Origin of the sequence: Streptomyces sp. NPDC048415, assembly GCF_040651675.1 — a bacterium.
Taxonomy (GTDB): Bacteria; Actinomycetota; Actinomycetes; order Streptomycetales; family Streptomycetaceae; genus Streptomyces.
Map to the genome: position 1 here is coordinate 1 of NZ_JBEZKJ010000013.1, position 19197 is coordinate 19197.

Sequence of the window (19197 nt, forward strand, 5' to 3'; positions counted from 1 at the left end):
ACCTCCGGGGGGGGGGGCCCGGGGGGGGCCGCCCGGCCCCCCCGCCCCTGTCTCGACGTCCCTCCCGACGCCCCGCGCTCAGCCGCTCGGCTGCGTCAGGTCGTAGAACGTCGCCGACCCCACCGTGACCTTCTTGAAGTTGGCCGTGACCCACGAGCTGATCTGCGAGGAGGTGCCGGAGTTGCCGCCACCGCCCATGGCGCCGCCCGAGATGAAGTAGTGGATCTTGCCGTCCGCCACGTACTTCTTGAACTGGGCCAGCGTCGGGGACGGGTCGGTGCCGTTGAAGCCGCCTATCGCCATCACCGGCTTGCCGGTGGCCAGCTGGTAGCTCGCGGAGTTCTGGGAACCGATGGCCGCGGCCGCCCAGGTGTACTGATCCGCGTTCTTCGACAGCAGCGCCTTGGCCGCCGAGCTGACGCTCGCGCCGTTGAGCAGACCGCCCGCGCCACCGCCGCCCATGCCACCCTCACCCGTACGACCACCGGGCATACCGCCCTGCTGGTTCTGGCCCTGGGTGTTGCCGTTGCCCTGCTGGTTCTGACCGGGGAAGCCACCGGTGCCGCCCGTCGGGGGCTGGCCCATGCCGCCGCCCCGCTGGGTGTTGCCGTTCCCGTTCTGCTGGTTCTGACCCGGCATGCCGCCGCCGAAGGCACCTCGGCCGGCTCCCCCGGGTCGGCCACCCCGGCCGCCCCGGCCACCCATCATGCTCGCGCCGGCCGGACCGGCCGTCACGATGGAGCCGGTGTGCCCGGTGTTCACCGTCGAGAGCGTGTACGCGGCCGGACCCGCGACTGCGGCCGCGAAGCTCAACGCCACCGCTGCGAGGGCAAGTTGACGCCCGAGCTTGGCCGCGAAGATCAGGCCGAGCGCGCCGACCAGACCCCCGATGAGGACGAGCCACTTGAGCCAGGGCAGGTAGTCGGACGTGCGGTTGAGGAGGACGTACCCCCAGGCCGCGGAGGCGGTGACCGACCCGGCGAGGGTGAGCGAGGCCCAGATCTTGGACCGCTCCTCCCACAGGACCGTGGCGCCCATACCGACGATGGCGGCGATATAGGGGGCCAGGGCGATCGTGTAGTACTGGTGGAAGATGCCGGCCATGTAGCTGAAGATGACCGTCGTCATCAGCAGCGCGCCGCCCCAGGCGAGGAACGAAGTGAGGGCCAGGTCGGTCCGCTTGGCCAGGGGGGTCCCCCCGCTCGGGCGAAGCCGAGAGCGGGGAAAGGTGAGCACGATGCCCGCGACGAGCAGGATCAGCGCGGCCGGGAGCAGCCACGAGATCTGGCTGCCGACCTCGGAGTTGAACATCCGGTTCCAGCCGGTCTCGCCCCACTGGCCGGTGCCGCCCCCGCCGCCACCGCCGCCGACACTGCCGGTCTCGTCGCCGTTGATGCGGCCGAGGCCGTTGTAGCCGAACGTCAGCTCGAGGAAGGAGTTGTTCTGCGAGCCGCCGATGTACGGACGGGAGGACGCGGGCCACAGCTCCACGATCGCGACCCACCAGCCACCGGAGACGACCATCGCGACCGCCGACAGACCGAGCTGCGCGAACCGCTTCCGCAGCTTCACCGGCGCGCAGACCGCGTACAGGACCGCGAGCGGCGGCAGGATCAGGAAGGCCTGCAGGGTCTTCGCGAGAAAGGCGAAGCCGACGGCGACACCCGCCCAGACCAGCCACTTCGTCCGGCCGTCCGCCAGAGCGCGGATCACGCAGTAGACCGTGACGGTCATGAGCAGCGCGAGCATCGCGTCCGGGTTGTTGAACCGGAACATCAGCGCGGCGACGGGAGTCAGCGCGAGCACCGCGCCCGCGATCAGACCTGCCGCCGGGCTGAACCGGCGGCGTACGGCCGCGTACAGGACGCCGACCGTGGCCACGCCCATCAGCACCTCGGGGACGAGGATCGCCCACGAACTGAGGCCGAAGATCCGCACCGACAGGTCCATCGGCCACAGCGAGGCCGGGGGCTTGTCGACGGTGATGGCGTTGGCCGAGTCGAGCGAGCCGAAGAACATCGCCTTCCAGCTCTGGCTCCCGGCCTGCACGGCCGCGGAGTAGAAGGAGTTGGCATACCCGGAGGCGCTCAGGTTGTACAGATAGAGCACCGCGGTGGCGAGCAGCAGACCGAGGAAGGCGGGGCGCACCCAGCGCGGGTCCTCGGGCCGGCCTCTCCAGGCCCGCCGGAACAACGGCTGCTTGGGTTCACCGGACTCGGGGGCGGCGGCGGGCACGACCGGCTCCGCGGGGAGCGTGGTGGTCGGCGGCCCCCACGCGAGCCCGGAGTTCTCGGCGGGACTCGCACCCCCCGGATGGCTCGTACTCGTATCGGAGTGTGTCGTCATCGCTCGTTCCTCGGATCGTGATCGTGCGGGCGCACCGCCTGCAACTGCATGGTCGAGTCCCCCCAGGTGCGGTCCGCGGCTTCGCCGGCGCGGAACTGGGCTGTGTCGTACGGAGATTGGGGCGCCGTCGGGCGCTGGGGCAGCGGTGGGTGCGCTGCCGAGGTGTGCTCGTGCCGGTCCGTCGGATAGGTGGGCGAGGCCGGATTGTGCGAGGCCACCACCTGCGGCGACGGCGTCTCCTCGCGGCGGTCCGGGAAGACCCAGGCGCGGAAGAGCAGGAACCGCAGCACGGTCGCCGCGAGGTTGGCGGCGATCAGGACGGCCAGCTCGGTGGAGTGCGAGGGGTCGGTTGTCGCCGCGTTCAGGGCGGCGAGGGAGCCGCTGGTGAGGGCGAGACCGATACCGAAGACGACCAGGCCCTGCGCCTGATGGCGGACGGCGCCGCCCCGGCCGCGTACGCCGAAGGTCAGCCGCCGGTTGGCCGCCGTGTTGGCGACCGCCGACACGAGCAGGGCGAGCGCGTTGGCGACCTGCGACCCCGAGAAGGAGCGGAAGCCGCTGTAGAGCAGCAGATAGAAGAGCGTGGACAGGCCGCCGACCACGCAGAAGCCGACGAGCTGGCGGGCCAGGCCCTTGGGTACGTCGACCAGCTCGCGGTCGCGCGGGTCGTCCCCGAAGGGCCGGCCGAGCCGGTCGAGCGGCAGCGAACCGGTGGCGAGAGCGCGTCCCACCCGCCACACCCCCTTGAGGTCGTCCGTCGCGGTCTTCACGATGTGCACCGTCGAGTCCGGGTCGTCGACCCAGTCGACCGGTACCTCATGGATGCGCAGTCCGGCACGCTCGGCGAGCACCAGCATCTCGGTGTCGAAGAACCAGCCGGTGTCCTCGACAAGGGGCAGCAGCACTTGAGCAACGTCACGCCGGATCGCCTTGAAGCCGCACTGCGCGTCCGAGAAGCGGGCCTGCAGCGAACCACGCAGGATCAGGTTGTACGTGCGGCTGATGAACTCCCGCTTGGCGCCGCGTACGACACGGGAGCTCCTCGACAGCCGGGAGCCGATCGCGAGGTCCGAGTGACCGGAGATCAGCGGCGCCACCAGCGGAAGCAGCGCGTTCAGATCGGTGGACAGGTCCACGTCCATGTACGCGAGGATCGGCGCGTCGGACGCCGACCACACGGTCCGCAGCGCCCGGCCGCGGCCCTTCTGCTCCAGCCGGAAGGACCTGACCTCCGGTATCTCCGCCTCCAGCCGCGCGGCCACCTGTGGGGTGGTGTCCGTCGACGCGTTGTCCGCCACCGTGATGCGGAACGCGTACGGGAAGGTGCGCTTGAGGTGCTCGTGCAGTCTGAGCACACATGGCTGGAGGTCCTTCTCCTCGTTGTAGACGGGGATCACTACGTCCAGGACAGGCGTACCAGCGTCTCCGGCCGGGAGGTGCTCCCGCGCCGGCAGGTTGCCGGGAGAAGAGTCGGTTCGCATGGAAGCGACTCTCGTCAAGCGCCCTGTTGCACCCATGTGGTGGCGCTGTGCTGTGCCTGTGAGTGCGATTGCCACAGTGTTTCCGGGGAAAGCGCAGGCAAATGGAGGGTGAACACGGTCCTGCCGGGCACGCTGTCCACGGTCACGGCACCACCGTGCGCGGCCGCGACGGCCTGCACGATGGCGAGCCCCAGACCGGTCGAGCCGGAGGTGCGGGAGCGCGAGGAATCACCGCGCGCGAACCGTTCGAAGACACGCGGCAGCAGATCAGCCGGAATGCCCGGACCGTCGTCCTGGACGTCCACGCACAGCCACGGCCCGTGCCGGTGCACGCGCGCCGTGACGGTCGTCCCCGGCGGTGTGTGCGTGCGTGCGTTCGCGAACAGATTGACCATGACCTGTTGCAGACGTGCGGCGTCCGCCGACACCAGAGCGGGCTCCTCTGGCAGTTCGAGCCGCCAGTTGTGATCCCGCCCGGCCGCCCGCGCGTCGCTCACCGCGTCGATGACCAGGGGTACGAGGTCGGTCTGCTCGTACTGCAACGGCCGGCCGGCGTCGAGTCGCGCCAGCAGCAGCAGATCCTCGACGAGCAGGGTCATCCGCCCGGCCTCGGACTCGATCCGCCCGAGCGCGTGCCGGGTGTCGGGCCCGGTCTCCTCCCGGCCGCGTCTGGTCAGCTCGGCGTACCCGCGAATGGAGGCCAACGGCGTTCGCAGCTCATGGCTGGCGTCCGCGACGAACTGCCGTACGCGCGTCTCGCTCTGCTGGCGGGCGTGCAGCGCCCCGTGGATGTGGTCGAGCATCCGGTTGAGCGCGGCGCCGACCTGTCCGACCTCGGTGTGCGGATCCGCCTCCGACTCGGGGACCCGCTCGTAGAGGGTCACCTCACCGGTGTGCAGGGGGAGTTCGGAGACGCGGGTGGCGGTGGCGGCGACTTTGCGGAGGGGGCGCAGGGCCAGGCCGACGAGCACACTGCCCGCGATGGCGGCGGCCACCAGACCGGCACCGGTGACGCTCACCTCGACGATGACGAGGGTGTTGATGGTGTTGGTGACGGATTTGGTGGGCAGGGCGGCGTAGAAGTTGCCCTTGCCGCCGTGGGCGTACATGACGCGGTACTCGCCCAGGCCCGGGATGTCGACGGTGTGGATGCCGGTCTTGGAGACGGAACCGAGTACGGCCTTCTGCGCATCTGTGAGCTCGACGGCCTTCATCTTCTCGACGACACCGCTTGAGGACTCCTCCTTTGCGACAACCGCCTGGGTGACCTCACCGCCGGCGTCGACCGCGGCGGCGATGGTGTCCCGCTGCGTCGGGCCCTGGGTGACGAAGGCATTGAGCCTGTCGCCCGTCGAGGAGCCACCGGAGGTGGTCGCCGACGAGCCGCCGTCCGGCTCCCTGGGATACTGATTGCCGTGGCCCAGATTTCCCGGGGGACCCCCGGCACGCTTGGCGGCCTCGGTGACCTGGCCGTTCAGCTGCTGATACAGATGCTGCCCCAGCGCGATGGTCGTCACCGTGCCGATGACCGCGCAGACCACGGCGATGAGGGCCACCGCCGAGACGACGAGCCGCGTCCGCAGCGTGCGCGGCTGTCGACCTCGCCTCTTCTGCGTACGCGGCCGTCGTCGTCCGCTCATGACGCGGCGGGCTTGATCAGGTAACCGGCCCCACGCCGGGTGTGGATCATCGGCTCGCGGCCCGCGTCGATCTTCCGCCGCAAATACGAGATGTACAGCTCGACCACGTTGGCCTGGCCACCGAAGTCGTACGACCACACACGGTCGAGTATCTGTGCCTTGCTGAGCACCCGGCGCGGATTGCGCATCAGGAAGCGCAGCAGCTCGAACTCGGTCGCGGTGAGGTGGATGTTCTCGCCGGCCCGCGAGACCTCGTGGCTGTCCTCGTCCAGGGTGAGATCGCCGACCATCAGCACGGAGTCGGAGCGCCGGTCGGCGGCACCGGAACGGCGGATGAGCCCGCGCAGCCGGGCCACGACCTCTTCGAGGCTGAACGGCTTGGTGACATAGTCGTCGCCACCGGCGGTGAGTCCGGCGATCCGGTCCTCGACGGCGTCCTTCGCGGTCAGGAACAGCACGGGAACATCAGGCAGTTCACGACGCAGCCGCCCGAGGACGGCCAGCCCGTCCATGTCGGGCAGCATCATGTCGAGAACGACGGCGTCGGGCCGGAACTCGCGGGCGGTCTGCACCGCACCCTGTCCGTCACCCGCGCTGCGGATCTGCCAGCCTTCATAACGAAGGGCCATGGACAGCAGCTCAGTGATCGACAGCTCGTCGTCCACCACAAGCACTCGGACGGGGCTCCCGTCCGGCCTCAGCAGTTCGGTGCGCCCCTGGGGCGAGGTCGTGGTCATAGCGGACACCTTGCTGGGCGCCGCTGAGAGCATCCTTTCGGGAACCTGTGATTTCCCTGAGAAACACACAGGTGCCTCTCAGGGAACTCCTGGGAAGATCACGCGGCTCCCAGGAAGACCGATCAGGGGGCGATCTCGAAGAGGCGTGCCCCGTTCTCGTAGCAGACCGCCCGCAGCCAGTCGTCCCCCAGTCCGAGCCGTTCCAGAGCGTGCAGTTGGTGGACGTACGCGTACGGGATGTTCGGGAAGTCGGTGCCGAGCAGGACCCGGTCGCCGAGGTCAGCGAGCCGGGGGAGCAGCTCGCGGGGAAACGGGGCGAGCCGCTCGCTGAAGTCCGTGAACGCCATCGTCGTGTCGAGCCGCACCTCGCCGTACCGCTCGGCCAGCGCGAGGAAGTCCTCGTACTCGGGCATCCCCATGTGCGCGACGACGAGCCGCAGCCGGGGATGCCGGGCGAGGACGTCGGCGACCGGAGCGGGCCCGGTGTGCTTGCCGGGCGAGGGGCCGGATCCGCAGTGCATGACGACGGGGATCCCGGCCTCGGCGAGCAGTCCCCACACGGGATCGAGCAGTCGGTCCGCCGGGTCGTACGCCCCCACCTGCACATGCGCCTTGAAGACCCGCGCGCCCGCGCCCACGGCCTCGCGTACGTACGTCTCGACGCCCGGCTCGGGGAAGAGGGTCGCCGTGTGCAGACAGTCGGGCGTCCGGCGGGCGAAGTCGACGGCCCAGGAGTTGAGCCACTGGGCCATGCCGGGCTTGTGCGGATAGAGCATGGCGGTGAAGGCCCGCACCCCGAACTCCCGGATCACCGCGAGCCGTTCGTCCTCGTCCGCGCGATAGGTGATCGGCCACTCGACGCCGCCGGTCATGGTGCCGAGCCCGTCGAAGTAGTCCCACACCTTGCGCAGCACCCGCTCGGGCATGAAGTGCGTGTGCACGTCGACGAGCCCGGGGAGCCCGAGCCGCCCCCAGAACCGGGTGACGTCCTCGCTACCGGGCACGCTCGAACCCATGGCTGTGCTCGACCTTGGCGATGTGGAGGGTGTAGCGCTCGTACCACTCGGCACGGCCGCGCTTCTGTGCCGCGCGGTGCTCGGCATGGGCACTCCATTCCTTGATGGCGTCCTCGTCGCGGAAGTACCCGACGGTGATGGCCAGGCCGCCCGGCGTACGCGCGTGATCCATCCCCAGATAGCCGGGGATGTCCTTCACCAGCTCTTCCATCCGCTCGGCGGTCTCGCCGTATCCCACGTCGTCCGCGGTCCGTACGGAGGTGAACACGACGGCGTAGTAAGGGGGTGCATGGGCGGTGACAGGTGCAAGAGAGTGATCGCTCATGTCCGCCACTCTCGGTCCGGGCGCCCGGCTCCGTCCAGCACCTTTCCGAAGGGGATCCCAAAGGGATCGAAGTCTTGACCATCCTCCTCCTTCTCAGAAGAGCCCGTCCTGTACGCCACTGTCCCTCAGCGCCCTGACCGGCACCGTCAACCCGCTGTCCGCGCCCCCCACAGGGGTCAGGTCCCACCCGGTCATCAGCCGCGTATCCACGACGGCGACCCCACGCTCGGTCGCAAGGTGCAGATCGGGTCCGGCGGCGGCGAGCAGCTCACCACTGACCACACCTCCCGCGACCAGCCCGCGCACGACACCTTGCACGGGCGGCAGCCCCGCGAGCCCGAACACATCGGTGTGGTCGACGGGTTCGAACGGTGCCCGCCGGAGCGACTCGGGCCAGGCGTCGAGACGGTCCACGCGCGCGTGCAGCTCCCGGATCTCGGCCACCCGCTCGCCGGGCCCCGGCAGGCCCGCCCGCACCGCCCGCTTGTCGGCGTACGGAATCCGGTCGGGCACCTTGAGCGCGGCCCGCAGCAACTCCTCGGCCCGCCGCGCGGCCATCAACGGCCCCTGCCCCAGCCAGCTGAAGGTGACGGCACCCTGCTCAAGAAGCCGCGCGGACCCCCGCTCGACTCCGGTGATCCCGACTTTCACCATTCCGGGCCCGAACCACGCCAGATACACGTGGTACGGCCGCGGATCATCGGCCATCGTGTCGGCGGCCACGGAATGCGCCCGGTCCAGCCGCGCACACTCCTCGCACCGGGCCCCCGTACTCCGCTCCGACACCACGGCCCCCACGGGACACTCATGGCCCCGAGCCCCCACACACGTCCGCACACCCCCCTCCACCACCCCGAACGCCACCCGCTGACCCCGGACCAGCGAGCTTCTCCGCCCCCCGTCCCACACCAGCACGGCCCCGTCCACCGACCACCGCAGCCCCGAACACCTCCACGCCTGCCGCACACCAACGACATTAGAGGGCGGCACTGACAATGGGTCTGACCAGGGATGTTGCGGGCTGCGTCGCTCTGAGCGACGCTTCGTGCAAGATCGCCACAACAACCGAGCGGGCAAACTCACCTCGCCGCCTGACAGCCAACCGATCCGGTACCGTACGGCGAAGCCCGAAGTCGCAACTTCGTTTTTGCGACTTCGGGCCTCTCTCACCGCGCTCCTACAGCGCTCCCACGGCGCTACGGCAGCACGTACACCGGCGCCCCGTCCGGCGCGCAGCCCTCCTGCCGCATGCAGCCCCGCTTGAGCAGCATCCGTACACAGTCATGGACGCGCGCCTGCGCCAGTCCCGTCCGGCCGGCGATCTCCTCCAGGCGGTAACGGGCACCTCCCCGCAGCAGCGCCGGCGCCAGGCAGGCCGCCACCGCGTGGACGTCCTCCGTGACGACGAGGTTCTTCGCCTTCCAGGCGGCGAGGAGTTCCTGAGGCGTCAGTTTCGGGGGGGTCGGCGGCCCCGGGACGGTCGGCAGGGCGAGCCAGAGCGTTGGCGATCTGCCGCAGCGCCTCAGCGATCGCGCTCTGGCTGTCGCTGATCTCCCGCTGGCTGCGGCTGATCTCCCGCAACAGCTCGCCGCGCTCCTCCTCCTGGAAGGCGAGCAGCATCTCGTCGGCCCGGACGTTCCGCTCTTCGAGCCGCACGATGGCGTCGGCGACCTGCTGAGGCATGACGTACGCGGTGCCGCCGCTGGGGGCGGGCTGCACGGGGGGCCGGTTCGAGGGAGTACGTGCCGTCTCGCTGGAGGGTCTCGATGACGTCGGAGACCCAGTTCCTGAACGGAGCACACTCGTGCTTGGTGCAACCGTTGACAAGCCTGATAAGGCCCCGCAGGTTCACCATCTTCATCGACTTCTTAAGCCCATGACCTGCAATCTTGCTCAAAGCGTCTACTCCATAGACGCTTCGCGCAAGATCATCCAAGGTCCGTTGGCAATCTGCTGCAACGTGCCAGAGCAAAGCCTGGCGTGTGTTCGCGTACGCCGTCCTCCACGACTGCTTCACCCGTGCGGGCAAGCTGATGGGCGACTACACGCAGGAGCTGCGCGAAGCGCAGGCCTGATCCCCGGAGCGGGGCTCCTACCTCCGTGAGCTCGGCACGATTCGAACCTGCAACCTTCCGATCCGGGGGTCCGTGCCCTGAAGGGCGCGCCCAGCCAGAGCAACGCTGTTTATGTTGCTCACCTCCGTGTGCGCCAGCGCTGACCAACAACCGCGGCACTGCACCCCCACCCACCGCTCGCAGCCGGAAGGGGCGTCTCTCACTCAGAGACGCCCCTTCCACGTTCCAGTCCTAGGACGAAGCGGTCATCCGCGCCGCCGAAGCGATCGTCGAGCGGGCCTCGCGTTCGGTGAGGCCCGCCTGGACGGCGGCTTGGACGAGGGGGTCGGTCAGTTGGGGGCCGATGCCGTTCTCGTAGGCGCGGCACGCGGCCCAGAAGAGGCGGGTGTTGCGCTGGCCCTCGTGGGCGGCGAGGACGAACTGGACCAGGCCCTGGCCGTGCCGGCCGGTCGCCGCGGGCGTGGCGTGGTGCCTACGCGGCGGGGGCGTGAGCAGGCGCAGGAGTTCGCGCGGGCAGGGCGCGGGTGCCAGCCGGGCGGTGCCCGGAGCCGTGCCGTACACGCCGTGTTCGGTGCGTGAGCCGGGGCCGACGAGGTATCCGCCGGCCCCGCGGATGTCGATGCCGGGGGCCAGGCGGCTCGCCGAGTTGGGGACGACCACGTCCGGCGGTCCGCTCAGCCAGAGGTGACGGCCGCCGCTGGGGGTCAGGACGACGACGGTGTCCGGGATCGTGAAGAGGTGGCGCAGGGCCAGTTCGCGGAGGGCCGCCGAGGAGTCCGTATCGGATTTGGTGTCGAGGTCGATGCCGATGAGATGGTGCGGATGCAGTCCGCAGGCGATGCCGTAGCCGGTGGCCCAGGGGGCGGCGGCGAAGAGTGCGCGGATGCGCCGGGGGTCGGTCGACGCGTCGTACACCCCGTGTCCGAAGCGGCCGCATTCGCCGTGACAAGGGGAGGGTTCGGGGTCGTCCCGGTGAGGGGAGCGCAGGGCCGGAAGCTTCGTTCGGGACAGCGGGATCACCGCGAGCCCGCGCTCGGCTGCGGACAGGGCGTGGGCCAGGGCCAGGGTCGTGGCCTGCCGGTCGATGGTGGCCATGCCCTCCATGTTCGTACGAGTGTTCGAAAAAGGGAAGGGCTCACCGGACACACGAGGGCGCGGGGTGGCCGATGGGTGAGATTGGCCGAAAATGTGCCGGAACGCTTCAGCCTTTGCGGCGCCCGGGATGGGGTCGCCCCCGGGCGCCGAGCAGGGGGTTTGTCTGCGTGAAGGTGGTTTATCGACATGTCCTCACGCTTGCGGGCGAATCACGGCTTCCGGGGTGGTTCGCCGGGGATTCGGTGGGCAACTCTGGATTCGCGACGTCGAGAACAACGCCGGGGCGGTCGGCCAACTGCCTGGGAACAAGCCGTATTTCACGTACGTCCCGGTTGACCGCCGGTGCGTACAACCGGTTTATGGAGGAATTCACATGGCAAGCATCCGTACCGCCCGCGTTCTCGCCGCGGTAGCGGCCCTGCCTCTCGCCGCCGCTCTCTTCAGCGGTATCGCGGCAGCGGACAACGGCGCCTTCGCGGCAGACGGATCGAACGCGGGCGTGGCGACCAGCAGCGGCAGCGGCGTCGGACACGACAACTACGGCAACTCCTCCACCACTCAGCAGCAAGCGGTCGGCTCAGGTGCTTCGAACCAGAGCAGCACGGCCCAGGTGAACGGTTCCGCCTTCACGGACATCGACCAGTCGAACACCGTCGTCAACTTCGCCGAGCTCTGGTGAGCCGGGGGCCGATGCGCTCTCATCGGCCCGGAAACTCCCGTGGGGGGTTGCGCTCTGTGGGGTGGTAACGCGTCTGCGCGGCGGTGCTTCGGTGCCGTCGCGCAGACGTTTTTCCGGCGGGGCGCGGTCGGTCTTCCAAGGCGGGGCGCGGTCGGTCTTTCAAGGCGGGGCGCGGGCCGTCCCGGTGACCTTGACACTGCGGGGCGCAGGCCGTCCCGGTGGCCTTGACAGTGCACGGTACCTGACGGACAGTCAGAAATCCTTGTCCGTACGAGGTCCGGGAGGGCCGCCGCCGTGCACCTCGCCCCCACCGAGCGCCAGCAGCGGCTGCGCGCCGAACTTCGTACGTACTTCCGGGACCTCATGCCCGACGGGCCGCCGCCCGCGGAAGACCCCGGACGACAGCGCGCACTGCTGCGCCGCATCGGCGCCGACGCGCTGCTCGGGCTCGGCTGGCCGGTCGCGTACGGCGGCCAAGGGCGCGGAGCGGACGAGCAGTTCGTGTTCTTCGACGAGGCCTACCGGGCCGGCGCACCGGTGTCGATGGTCACGCTGAACACCGTCGGACCGACGCTCATGAAGTACGGGAGTCAGCAGCAGAAGGACTACTTCCTGCCCCGCATCCTGAGCGGGGACCTCGTCTTCGCCATCGGGTACTCGGAGCCCTCGGCGGGAACGGACCTCGCCTCTCTGCGGACGCGCGCCGTGCGGGAGGGCGCGCACTGGCGGATCGACGGGCAGAAGATCTTCACCTCCAACGCCCAGAACGCCGACTGGATCTGGCTCGCCTGCCGGACCGACCCGGACGCCCCCAAGCACCAGGGCATCTCGATCCTCCTCGTGCCCACGGACGCGCCGGGCTTCTCGTGGACGCCGATCGAGACGGTGGGCGGCCTGACGACCACGGCCACGTATTACGACGGGATCCGCGTTCCGGCCGCGAACCTGGTCGGCGAGCAGAACGGCGGCTGGGGTCTCATCACCAACCAGCTCAACCACGAGCGGGTCGCGCTCGCCGCGATCGGCATGCAGGCCGAGGACTTCTACGCGGCCGCGCTGGAGGCGGCGCGTACACCCGATCCGGTGACCGGTCGGCGCCGCATTGACGAGCCGTGGGTGCGTTTTCAGCTGGCCGAAGTGCATGCCCGGCTGGCGGCATCACGCCTGCTCAACTGGCGTTTGGTGGGGGATGTGGGGGCCGGTCGACTGGCGCCGGGAGACGCGAGCGGCGTGAAAGTCATGGGAACGGAATCGGCGGTCGAGTCGTACCGAATATGTCAGCACATCGTGGGAGCGGAGGCACTGGTCCGCTCCGGTTCGCCCGGGGTCTTCGCGGACGGCGAGCTGGAGCGGATGAACAGGGCGGCACAGATCAACACCTTCGGGGGCGGGGTGAGCGAGGTGCAGCGGGAGATCGTGGCGACGATGCGGCTCGGGATGAAGAGGGGGCGGCGGTGAAGGGAGACATCGGGGAGAGTGCCGACGCTCACGGGCGTGCGGACAAGGATCGGGGCGAGCGGCGGGACGAGGCCCGGGAGGAGCGGCGGGACGGACAGCGGGACGAGCTGTACGCGCGACTCAAGGGGTACGAGGGGCAGGCCGCCGCCACGGACGGCGTGGGCAAGGACCCGGTCAACGAGCCGATGATCCGGCACTGGTGCGAGGCGATGGGCGACACCAGTCCGGCGTACCAGGGGCCGGACGCCGTGGCGCCGCCCACCATGCTCCAGGTGTGGACGATGGGCGGCCTCTGCGGGCACACGGGCCGCTCGGACGCGTACGACGAGCTGCTCGGCCTCCTCGACGGGGCCGGATTCACCTCGGTGGTGGCCACCGACTGCGAACAGGAATATCTGCGACCGCTGCGCCCCGGGGACGAGATCAGCTTCGACGCGGTGATCGAGTCGGTCTCCGAGCGCAAGACGACCAAGCTGGGGACGGGGCACTTCGTCACGACGCGCATGGACATACGGACAACGGGGGGCGAGCTCGCCGGGACACACCGCTTCCGGATCCTCAAGTACGCGCCCGCGCGCCGGAAGCCGAAGGGCAGGCGTCCCCGCCCGGTGATCAACCGGGACAACGCCGGCTTCTGGGAGGGCGTCGAGCGGCACAAGCTGCTGATCCAGCGGTGCACGGGCTGCCGGACCCTGAGATTCCCGTGGCTGCCGGGCTGCAACGCGTGCGGCTGCCTGGAGTGGGAGACGGTCGAGGCGAGCGGTGCGGGGACCGTCTTCTCGTACGTCGTCATGCACCACCCGCACTTCCCCGCCTTCACGGAATCCGATCACGCCGCTGACGCGGCGGGGCCGTACGCGGTCGCGCTGATCGAGCTCGCCGAGGGCGTGCGGATCGTGAGCAACGTAGTGGGGGTGCCGTACGACAAGGTGCGGATCGGAACGCCGGTACGGCTCGAATTCCGATGGTACGACGAGGAGTTGGAGCTGCCGGTGTTCCGTGCCGGTGACGGCGGCGAAGGGGGTGGGCGCTGATGGACTTCACGCCCACGGAGGAGCAGACGGCCGCCCGTGATCTGGCCGGGCGGATCTTCGGCGACCTCTCGACCCACGAACGGCTCGCCGCGGCCGGGACCGGCAGCGACCCCGAGCTGTGGAAGGAGCTGTGCGCGGCGGGGCTCGTGGCGGCCGTCCAGGACATAGGGCTCCTCGGCCTGGTCCTCGTCCTGGAGGAGCAGGGCCGCACCACGGCCCAGGTGCCGTTCGCGGCGAGCTGTGTCTACGGGCTGCTGGCGGTGTCGGCCCACGGTTCGCGGGAGCAGCGGGAGCACCTGCTGCCGGGTATCGGGGACGGGACGGTGGTGGTGACCGGGGCGATGGCCGGGCCGGGCACCGTGCGAGAGGGAGCGCCGGGGCGGCTGAGCGGCGTCGTCCCCGTGGTGCCCTGGCTGAGGGACGCCACCCATGTGCTCATAGCGGACGACCGGCGGCGCCTGTGGCTGGTGCGGGCCGCCGACGCGGCGTGCGATCCGGTGGAACTGACGGCGCCCTGGTCGGCGGGACGGCTGACGCTCGACGGGACGCCGGGTAAGCGGCTGGGACTGGCGGACGCGTATGAGGCGGAGGTTGCTTCCGGGGAGGAGCGGGCTTCCCGGGTGGCCTCCGTGGACCCGTACGACGACGTACTGGCCACCGCTCGCACCGCCTTCGCCGGACTCCAGGCCGGGGTGTGCGCGGGCTCGCTGGCCCGAGCGGTGGAGCACACCAACACGCGCGAGCAGTTCGGGCGACCGCTCGCCGCGAAGCAAGGGGTCCAACTCCGCGCCGCCGACGCATACATGGACACCGAGGCGATACGGGTGACGGCGTACGAGGCGGCATGGCGCCGCGACGAGGGGCTGGCGTACGCGACCCACGCCCTGACCGCCGCCTGGTGGGCGTCCGATGCGGGGCGGCGCGTGGTGCACACCGGCCAGCATCTGCACGGCGGGGCGGGAGCCGACCTGGAGCACCCCGTGCACCGGCACTTCCTCTGGGGGCGCCAGCTGGAGGCTTATCTGGGATGCGGCGGCGAAGTGCTGCAGGAACTGGGCGAGTTGATCGCCACGGGAGACGGAGAGGGAGAGGAATGAGACGCGGCGACCGATTGCCACCGCTGGAGATCGAGATCACCCGCACGCTGATCGTCGCCGGCGCCATCGCGTCGCGCGACTACCAGGACGTGCACCACGACGCGGAGCTGGCGAGAGCGAAGGGATCGCCGGACATCTTCATGAACATCCTGACGACCAATGGGCTGGTCGGCCGGTACGTCACCGATCACTTCGGCCCGGCCGCCGTCCTGCGCAAGGTCGCCATACGGCTCGGCGCGCCCAACTATCCCGGGGACACGATGGTGTTGACCGGCACCATCGAGGAGGTCGACGGCGACACGGCCACGGTGAGAATCGTCGGCGCCAACGCCATCGGCAAGCATGTCACCGGCACGGTCGTCGTCGCGGCGTCGGCAGGGGGTGCCCGGTGAGCGTGAGAAAGAGGGATGGCCTCGGCGGACGGGCGGCGATCGTCGGGATCGGGGCCACCGAGTTCTCCAAGGATTCGGGGCGCAGTGAGCTGCGGCTGGCGGTGGAGGCGGTGCGGGCCGCGCTGGACGACGCCGGGCTGACGCCGGGGGACGTGGACGGGATGGTGACGTTCACGATGGACACCAGCCCGGAGATCACCGTCGCCCAGGCGGCCGGAATGGGGGAGCTGTCCTTCTTCTCCCGGATCCACTATGGGGGCGGGGCGGCCTGCGCGACCGTCCAGCAGGCGGCGCTCGCGGTGGCGACCGGAGTGGCCGAGGTCGTCGTCTGCTACCGGGCGTTCAACGAGCGGTCGGGCAGGAGATTCGGTTCGGGGGTGCAGCAGCGGGAGCCGTCGGCGGAGGGGGCGGCGCTGGGCTGGTCCCTGCCGTTCGGGCTGCTCACACCGGCCTCCTGGGTGGCGATGGCGGCCCAGCGGTATCTGCACACCTATGGCCTGGCGCCCGAGGCGTTCGGCCATGTCGCCGTGGTGGACCGGAAGTACGCGGCGACGAACCCGGCGGCGTACTTCCACGGCAGGCCCATCACGCTCGCCGAGCACGCGGCGTCGCGGTGGATCGTCGAGCCGCTGCGGTTGCTGGACTGCTGCCAGGAGACGGACGGCGGCCAGGCACTGGTGGTCACCTCCCTGGAGCGGGCCCGCGATCTGCCGCACCCTCCTGCGATGATCCTGGCCGCCGCCCAGGGCGCGGGCCGGGCGCAGGAACAGATGACCAGCTTCTACCGGGACGATCTGACGGGGCTGCCGGAGATGGGCGTGGTGGCGCGGCAGCTGTGGCGGACGGCCGGGCTGACTCCGGCGGACATCGACGTGGGGATCCTGTACGACCACTTCACGCCGTTCGTGCTGATGCAGTTGGAGGAGTTCGGGTTCTGTGAGCCGGGTCAGGCGGCGGACTTCGTCGCCGAGGAGCGGCTGGCGCTGAACACGCACGGGGGACAGCTCGGGGAGGCGTATCTGCACGGGATGAACGGGGTGGCGGAGGCGGTACGACAGCTGCGGGGCACCTCCGTGAACCAGCTGGCGGGGGCCGGCCGGGTCCTCGTCACCGCGGGCACCGGGGTTCCCACCTCGGGGCTGATTCTGGGCAGGCAGGGATGAGAACGGCTGAGCGTGTGGGGGACCGGTGCACCGGCCGCGTACTGCCGCCGTAGTCGTCTCTCAGGGGTGAACCCTCAGGGTGCGGGCCGCTCTCGTCCACCTCCAGTAGGTGGGGCCAACCCTCTTCCTACAACCTGAGGGGGACACGGCTTCGGGACCTGCGGCCGATCCGCGAGAGTAGGGGGCGAACCTAGCGTGGAGTCATGACCACACCCGTCTGCACCAGTGCTTCGGACGCCGCCACACCGGCGACGCGGACCCTTCCGTACGCGCCGTACCCCTCGTTCGCGTCGTATGTGAAGGCCCGCCAGCCGGTGCTGCTGCGTACCGCCCGGTCGCTCACCGCGAACCCGAGCGACGCCGAGGACCTGCTGCAGACCGCGCTGACGAAGACGTACGTCGCATGGGACCGGATCGAGGACCACCGGGCGCTGGACGGCTATGTGCGCCGGGCGCTGCTGAACACGCGGACGTCGCAGTGGCGCAAGCGCAAGGTCGACGAGTTCGCGTGCGACGAGCTGCCGGAGCCGGAGGGGCTGCCCGCCGGGGACCCCGCCGAGCAGCAGGCGCTGCACGACGCGATGTGGCGGGCGATCACGAAGTTGCCGGCGCGGCAGCGGGCCATGGTCGTTCTGCGCTACTACGAGGACCTGAGCGAGGCGCAGACGGCGGAGGTGCTCGGGGTCTCCGTCGGTACGGTCAAGTCGGCCGTTTCCCGTGCGCTCGGCAAGCTGCGGGAGGATCCCGAGCTGAGCCCTGTCAGGTAGGTGGACCTGGGTCCGCGTGGTGTCCTCGGGGGGAGCCGGATGGCGCCCCGCGCTGATCGATCATCCGGGCCACTAGTGACATACCACGCGGTATGTGCGCAGAATCAGCGCAACCCATTACCACCGCGTAGGCAATGTCGCCCCGGGAGGACGCCGTGCTCAGCACGATGCAGGACGTACCGCTGACTGTGACCCGCATTCTCGAGCACGGGGTGCTCGTGCACGGCACGTCACAGATCACGACCTGGACGGGGGAGGGCGGACCGCAGCGGCGCAGCTTCCGCGAGACCGGGGCGCGCGCGGTCCAGCTCGCCCACGCCCTGCGCGACGACCTCGCGGTGACGGGGGACGAACGGGTCGCGACGCTGATGTGGAACAACGCCGAGCACGTCGAGGCGTACTTCGCGATCCCCTCCATGGGCGCGGTCCTGCACACGCTCAACCTCCGTCTGCCCGCGGAGCAGCTCGTCTTCATCGTCAACCACGCCGCCGACCGTGTGGTCATCGTCAACGGCTCGCTGCTCCCGCTGCTCGCGCCGCTCCTCCCCCATCTGCCGACCGTCGAGCACGTCGTCGTCTCGGGCCCCGGTGACCGTTCGCTGCTCGACGGCGCGAGCGTACGGGTGCACGAGTACGAGGAGCTGATCGCCGGCAAGCCGACGGCCCCCGACTGGCCGGAGATCGACGAGCGGCAGGCCGCGGCCATGTGTTACACCTCCGGCACCACCGGAGACCCCAAGGGCGTGGTCTACTCTCACCGTTCGATCTATCTGCACTCCATGCAGGTCAACATGGCCCAGTCGATGGGGCTCACCGACCGCGACACCTCGCTTGTCGTGGTCCCGCAGTTCCACGTCAACGCCTGGGGCCTGCCGCACGCGACCTTCATGACCGGCATCAACATGCTCATGCCGGACCGTTTCCTGCAGCCCGCGCCGCTCGCCGAGATGATCGAGAGCGAGCGGCCCACGCACGCCGCCGCCGTCCCCACCATCTGGCAGGGCCTGCTCGCCGAGCTGCACGCCAAGCCTCGGGATGTCTCTTCCCTCACCCAGGTCACGATCGGCGGCTCGGCCTGTCCGCCCTCGCTGATGCGTGCCTTCGACGAGCTGGGCATGCGGGTCTGCCACGCCTGGGGTATGACCGAGACCTCGCCGCTCGGCACGATCGCCCGCCCGCCGGCCCACGCCGTGGGTACGGACGAGGAGTTCGGTTACCGGCTGACGCAGGGCCGCTTCCCGGCCAGCGTGGAGGCCCGTCTCACCGGCCCCGGCGGCGAACGGCTCCCCTGGGACGGTGAGTCCGCGGGCGAACTGGAGGTCCGCGGGCCCTGGATCGCCGGTGCGTACTACGGCGGCCAGGGCGTCGAACCGCTGCGCCCCGCCGACAAGTTCAGCGAAGACGGCTGGCTCAAGACAGGTGACGTCGGCACCATCAGCGCCGACGGCTTCCTGACCCTCACCGACCGCGCCAAGGACGTCATCAAGTCGGGCGGCGAGTGGATCTCCTCCGTGGACCTGGAGAACGCCCTCATGTCCCACCCGGACGTCACCGAGGCCGCCGTCGTCGCCGTGCCCGACGACAAGTGGGGCGAGCGGCCGCTGGCCACCGTCGTGCTCAAGGAGGGGTGCACCGCCGACTTCGAGTCCCTGCGCGCCTTCCTCGCCGAGGAGGGCAGGATCGCCAAGTGGCAGCTCCCCGAGCGCTGGACGATCATCGAGTCGGTCCCGAAGACGAGCGTCGGAAAGTTCGACAAGAAGGTGCTTCGCCGACAGTACGCGGAGGGCGGGCTGGACGTCACCCAGCTCTGACTTGTCTGATCTTGGGGCGCTGTTTCACGTGAAACAGCGCCCCAACCGTCGTACGCGCGACGCCAGTTCGCGAGGCGTGGC

Annotated in this window: 18 protein-coding genes and 1 pseudogene; 9 read left to right on the forward strand and 10 right to left on the reverse strand. The window is 70.1% G+C overall.

The features are described 5' to 3' along the window. Positions 1-78: 78 nt before the first annotated feature. From AB0D27_RS11925 to AB0D27_RS11960, 8 genes are all read right to left on the reverse strand, one after another. Positions 79-2346: a glycosyltransferase family 39 protein gene (locus tag AB0D27_RS11925; protein WP_362505825.1), complete on the reverse strand. Its 2268-nt coding sequence runs from the start codon at positions 2344-2346 to the stop codon at positions 79-81. Then, positions 2343-3827, reverse strand: coding sequence for a bifunctional glycosyltransferase family 2/GtrA family protein (locus tag AB0D27_RS11930; protein WP_362505828.1), 1485 nt, complete (start codon positions 3825-3827; stop codon positions 2343-2345). Before AB0D27_RS11930 ends, AB0D27_RS11925 begins: the two co-directional genes overlap by 4 nt. Positions 3828-3841: 14 nt before the next feature. Further along, complete coding sequence (locus AB0D27_RS11935) at positions 3842-5467, reverse strand: HAMP domain-containing sensor histidine kinase (protein ID WP_362505831.1); 1626 nt, start codon at positions 5465-5467, stop codon at positions 3842-3844. Next, positions 5464-6204, reverse strand: coding sequence for a response regulator transcription factor (locus AB0D27_RS11940; RefSeq protein WP_362505833.1), 741 nt, complete (start codon positions 6202-6204; stop codon positions 5464-5466). Before AB0D27_RS11940 ends, AB0D27_RS11935 begins: the two co-directional genes overlap by 4 nt. A 122-nt stretch (positions 6205-6326) precedes the next feature. Next, positions 6327-7220 (reverse strand): amidohydrolase family protein, encoded by an 894-nt coding sequence (locus tag AB0D27_RS11945; RefSeq protein WP_362505836.1) that lies wholly within the window; start codon positions 7218-7220, stop codon positions 6327-6329. Then, the gene (locus AB0D27_RS11950; RefSeq protein ID WP_362505839.1) at positions 7198-7545 is read right to left on the reverse strand and encodes an antibiotic biosynthesis monooxygenase; all 348 of its coding nucleotides are present in this window, start codon (positions 7543-7545) and stop codon (positions 7198-7200) included. Before AB0D27_RS11950 ends, AB0D27_RS11945 begins: the two co-directional genes overlap by 23 nt. Positions 7546-7638: 93 nt before the next feature. Then, on the reverse strand, positions 7639-8511 hold the full coding sequence (locus tag AB0D27_RS11955) for a DUF2797 domain-containing protein (RefSeq protein WP_362505842.1): 873 nt from the start codon (positions 8509-8511) through the stop codon (positions 7639-7641). Between the two features lie 230 nt (positions 8512-8741). Then, a complete protein-coding gene (locus AB0D27_RS11960; protein WP_362505845.1) occupies positions 8742-8927 on the reverse strand; it encodes a hypothetical protein in 186 nt (61 codons plus the stop codon). Between the two features lie 119 nt (positions 8928-9046). Here AB0D27_RS11960 and AB0D27_RS11965 point away from each other — a divergent pair, with 119 nt between their 5' ends. After that, positions 9047-9223: a hypothetical protein gene (locus AB0D27_RS11965; protein WP_362506130.1), complete on the forward strand. Its 177-nt coding sequence runs from the start codon at positions 9047-9049 to the stop codon at positions 9221-9223. Between the two features lie 150 nt (positions 9224-9373). Here the strand turns inward: AB0D27_RS11965 and AB0D27_RS11970 are convergent. After that, positions 9374-9562 (reverse strand): annotated as a pseudogene (locus AB0D27_RS11970) (DNA-binding protein); the annotation flags it as partial. Positions 9563-9851: 289 nt separating this feature from the next. Further along, positions 9852-10715 (reverse strand): bifunctional DNA primase/polymerase, encoded by an 864-nt coding sequence (locus AB0D27_RS11975; RefSeq protein ID WP_362505848.1) that lies wholly within the window; start codon positions 10713-10715, stop codon positions 9852-9854. A gap of 373 nt (positions 10716-11088) precedes the next feature. Between AB0D27_RS11975 and AB0D27_RS11980 the strand changes: the two genes are divergently transcribed. The 8 genes from AB0D27_RS11980 to AB0D27_RS12015 all read left to right on the forward strand — a co-directional run bounded on the left by AB0D27_RS11980 (position 11089) and on the right by AB0D27_RS12015 (position 19116). Next, positions 11089-11394: a hypothetical protein gene (locus tag AB0D27_RS11980; RefSeq protein WP_362505851.1), complete on the forward strand. Its 306-nt coding sequence runs from the start codon at positions 11089-11091 to the stop codon at positions 11392-11394. A gap of 294 nt (positions 11395-11688) precedes the next feature. Continuing rightward, positions 11689-12852 carry an acyl-CoA dehydrogenase family protein gene (locus AB0D27_RS11985; RefSeq protein ID WP_362505854.1) on the forward strand — a complete coding sequence of 388 codons (1164 nt, stop codon included), beginning with the start codon at positions 11689-11691 and terminating at the stop codon, positions 12850-12852. Positions 12853-12959: 107 nt separating this feature from the next. Continuing rightward, a complete protein-coding gene (locus tag AB0D27_RS11990; protein ID WP_362506118.1) occupies positions 12960-13886 on the forward strand; it encodes an OB-fold domain-containing protein in 927 nt (308 codons plus the stop codon). Continuing rightward, a complete protein-coding gene (locus AB0D27_RS11995) occupies positions 13886-14983 on the forward strand; it encodes an acyl-CoA dehydrogenase family protein (RefSeq protein ID WP_362505857.1) in 1098 nt (365 codons plus the stop codon). The genes AB0D27_RS11990 and AB0D27_RS11995 overlap by 1 nt, the downstream gene beginning before the upstream one ends. Then, positions 14980-15375, forward strand: a complete 396-nt coding sequence (locus AB0D27_RS12000) for a MaoC family dehydratase (protein ID WP_362505860.1) — start codon at positions 14980-14982, stop codon at positions 15373-15375. Before AB0D27_RS11995 ends, AB0D27_RS12000 begins: the two co-directional genes overlap by 4 nt. After that, complete coding sequence (locus AB0D27_RS12005) at positions 15372-16538, forward strand: lipid-transfer protein (RefSeq protein WP_362505863.1); 1167 nt, start codon at positions 15372-15374, stop codon at positions 16536-16538. Before AB0D27_RS12000 ends, AB0D27_RS12005 begins: the two co-directional genes overlap by 4 nt. 203 nt (positions 16539-16741) lie before the next feature. Continuing rightward, entirely contained in the window at positions 16742-17305 is a 564-nt protein-coding gene (locus tag AB0D27_RS12010) for a SigE family RNA polymerase sigma factor (RefSeq protein ID WP_362505866.1), read from the forward strand. 134 nt (positions 17306-17439) lie between these two features. Next, a complete protein-coding gene (locus tag AB0D27_RS12015; RefSeq protein ID WP_362505869.1) occupies positions 17440-19116 on the forward strand; it encodes a long-chain fatty acid--CoA ligase in 1677 nt (558 codons plus the stop codon). Positions 19117-19197 lie beyond the last annotated feature (81 nt).

Bases quoted from the DNA above. Each gene is read 5' to 3' on its own strand.
- AB0D27_RS12015 (WP_362505869.1), top strand. From the start codon at position 17,440: ATGTCGCCCCGGGAGGACGCCGTGCTCAGCACGATGCAGGACGTACCG.
- AB0D27_RS11945 (WP_362505836.1), bottom strand. From the start codon at position 7,220: ATGGGTTCGAGCGTGCCCGGTAGCGAGGACGTCACCCGGTTCTGGGGG.
- AB0D27_RS11935 (WP_362505831.1), bottom strand. From the start codon at position 5,467: ATGAGCGGACGACGACGGCCGCGTACGCAGAAGAGGCGAGGTCGACAG.
- AB0D27_RS11975 (WP_362505848.1), bottom strand. From the start codon at position 10,715: ATGGCCACCATCGACCGGCAGGCCACGACCCTGGCCCTGGCCCACGCC.
- AB0D27_RS11930 (WP_362505828.1), bottom strand. From the start codon at position 3,827: ATGCGAACCGACTCTTCTCCCGGCAACCTGCCGGCGCGGGAGCACCTC.
- AB0D27_RS11950 (WP_362505839.1), bottom strand. From the start codon at position 7,545: ATGAGCGATCACTCTCTTGCACCTGTCACCGCCCATGCACCCCCTTAC.
- AB0D27_RS11995 (WP_362505857.1), top strand. From the start codon at position 13,886: ATGGACTTCACGCCCACGGAGGAGCAGACGGCCGCCCGTGATCTGGCC.
- AB0D27_RS12000 (WP_362505860.1), top strand. From the start codon at position 14,980: ATGAGACGCGGCGACCGATTGCCACCGCTGGAGATCGAGATCACCCGC.
- AB0D27_RS12010 (WP_362505866.1), top strand. From the start codon at position 16,742: ATGACCACACCCGTCTGCACCAGTGCTTCGGACGCCGCCACACCGGCG.
- AB0D27_RS11940 (WP_362505833.1), bottom strand. From the start codon at position 6,204: ATGACCACGACCTCGCCCCAGGGGCGCACCGAACTGCTGAGGCCGGAC.
- AB0D27_RS11925 (WP_362505825.1), bottom strand. From the start codon at position 2,346: ATGACGACACACTCCGATACGAGTACGAGCCATCCGGGGGGTGCGAGT.
- AB0D27_RS11980 (WP_362505851.1), top strand. From the start codon at position 11,089: ATGGCAAGCATCCGTACCGCCCGCGTTCTCGCCGCGGTAGCGGCCCTG.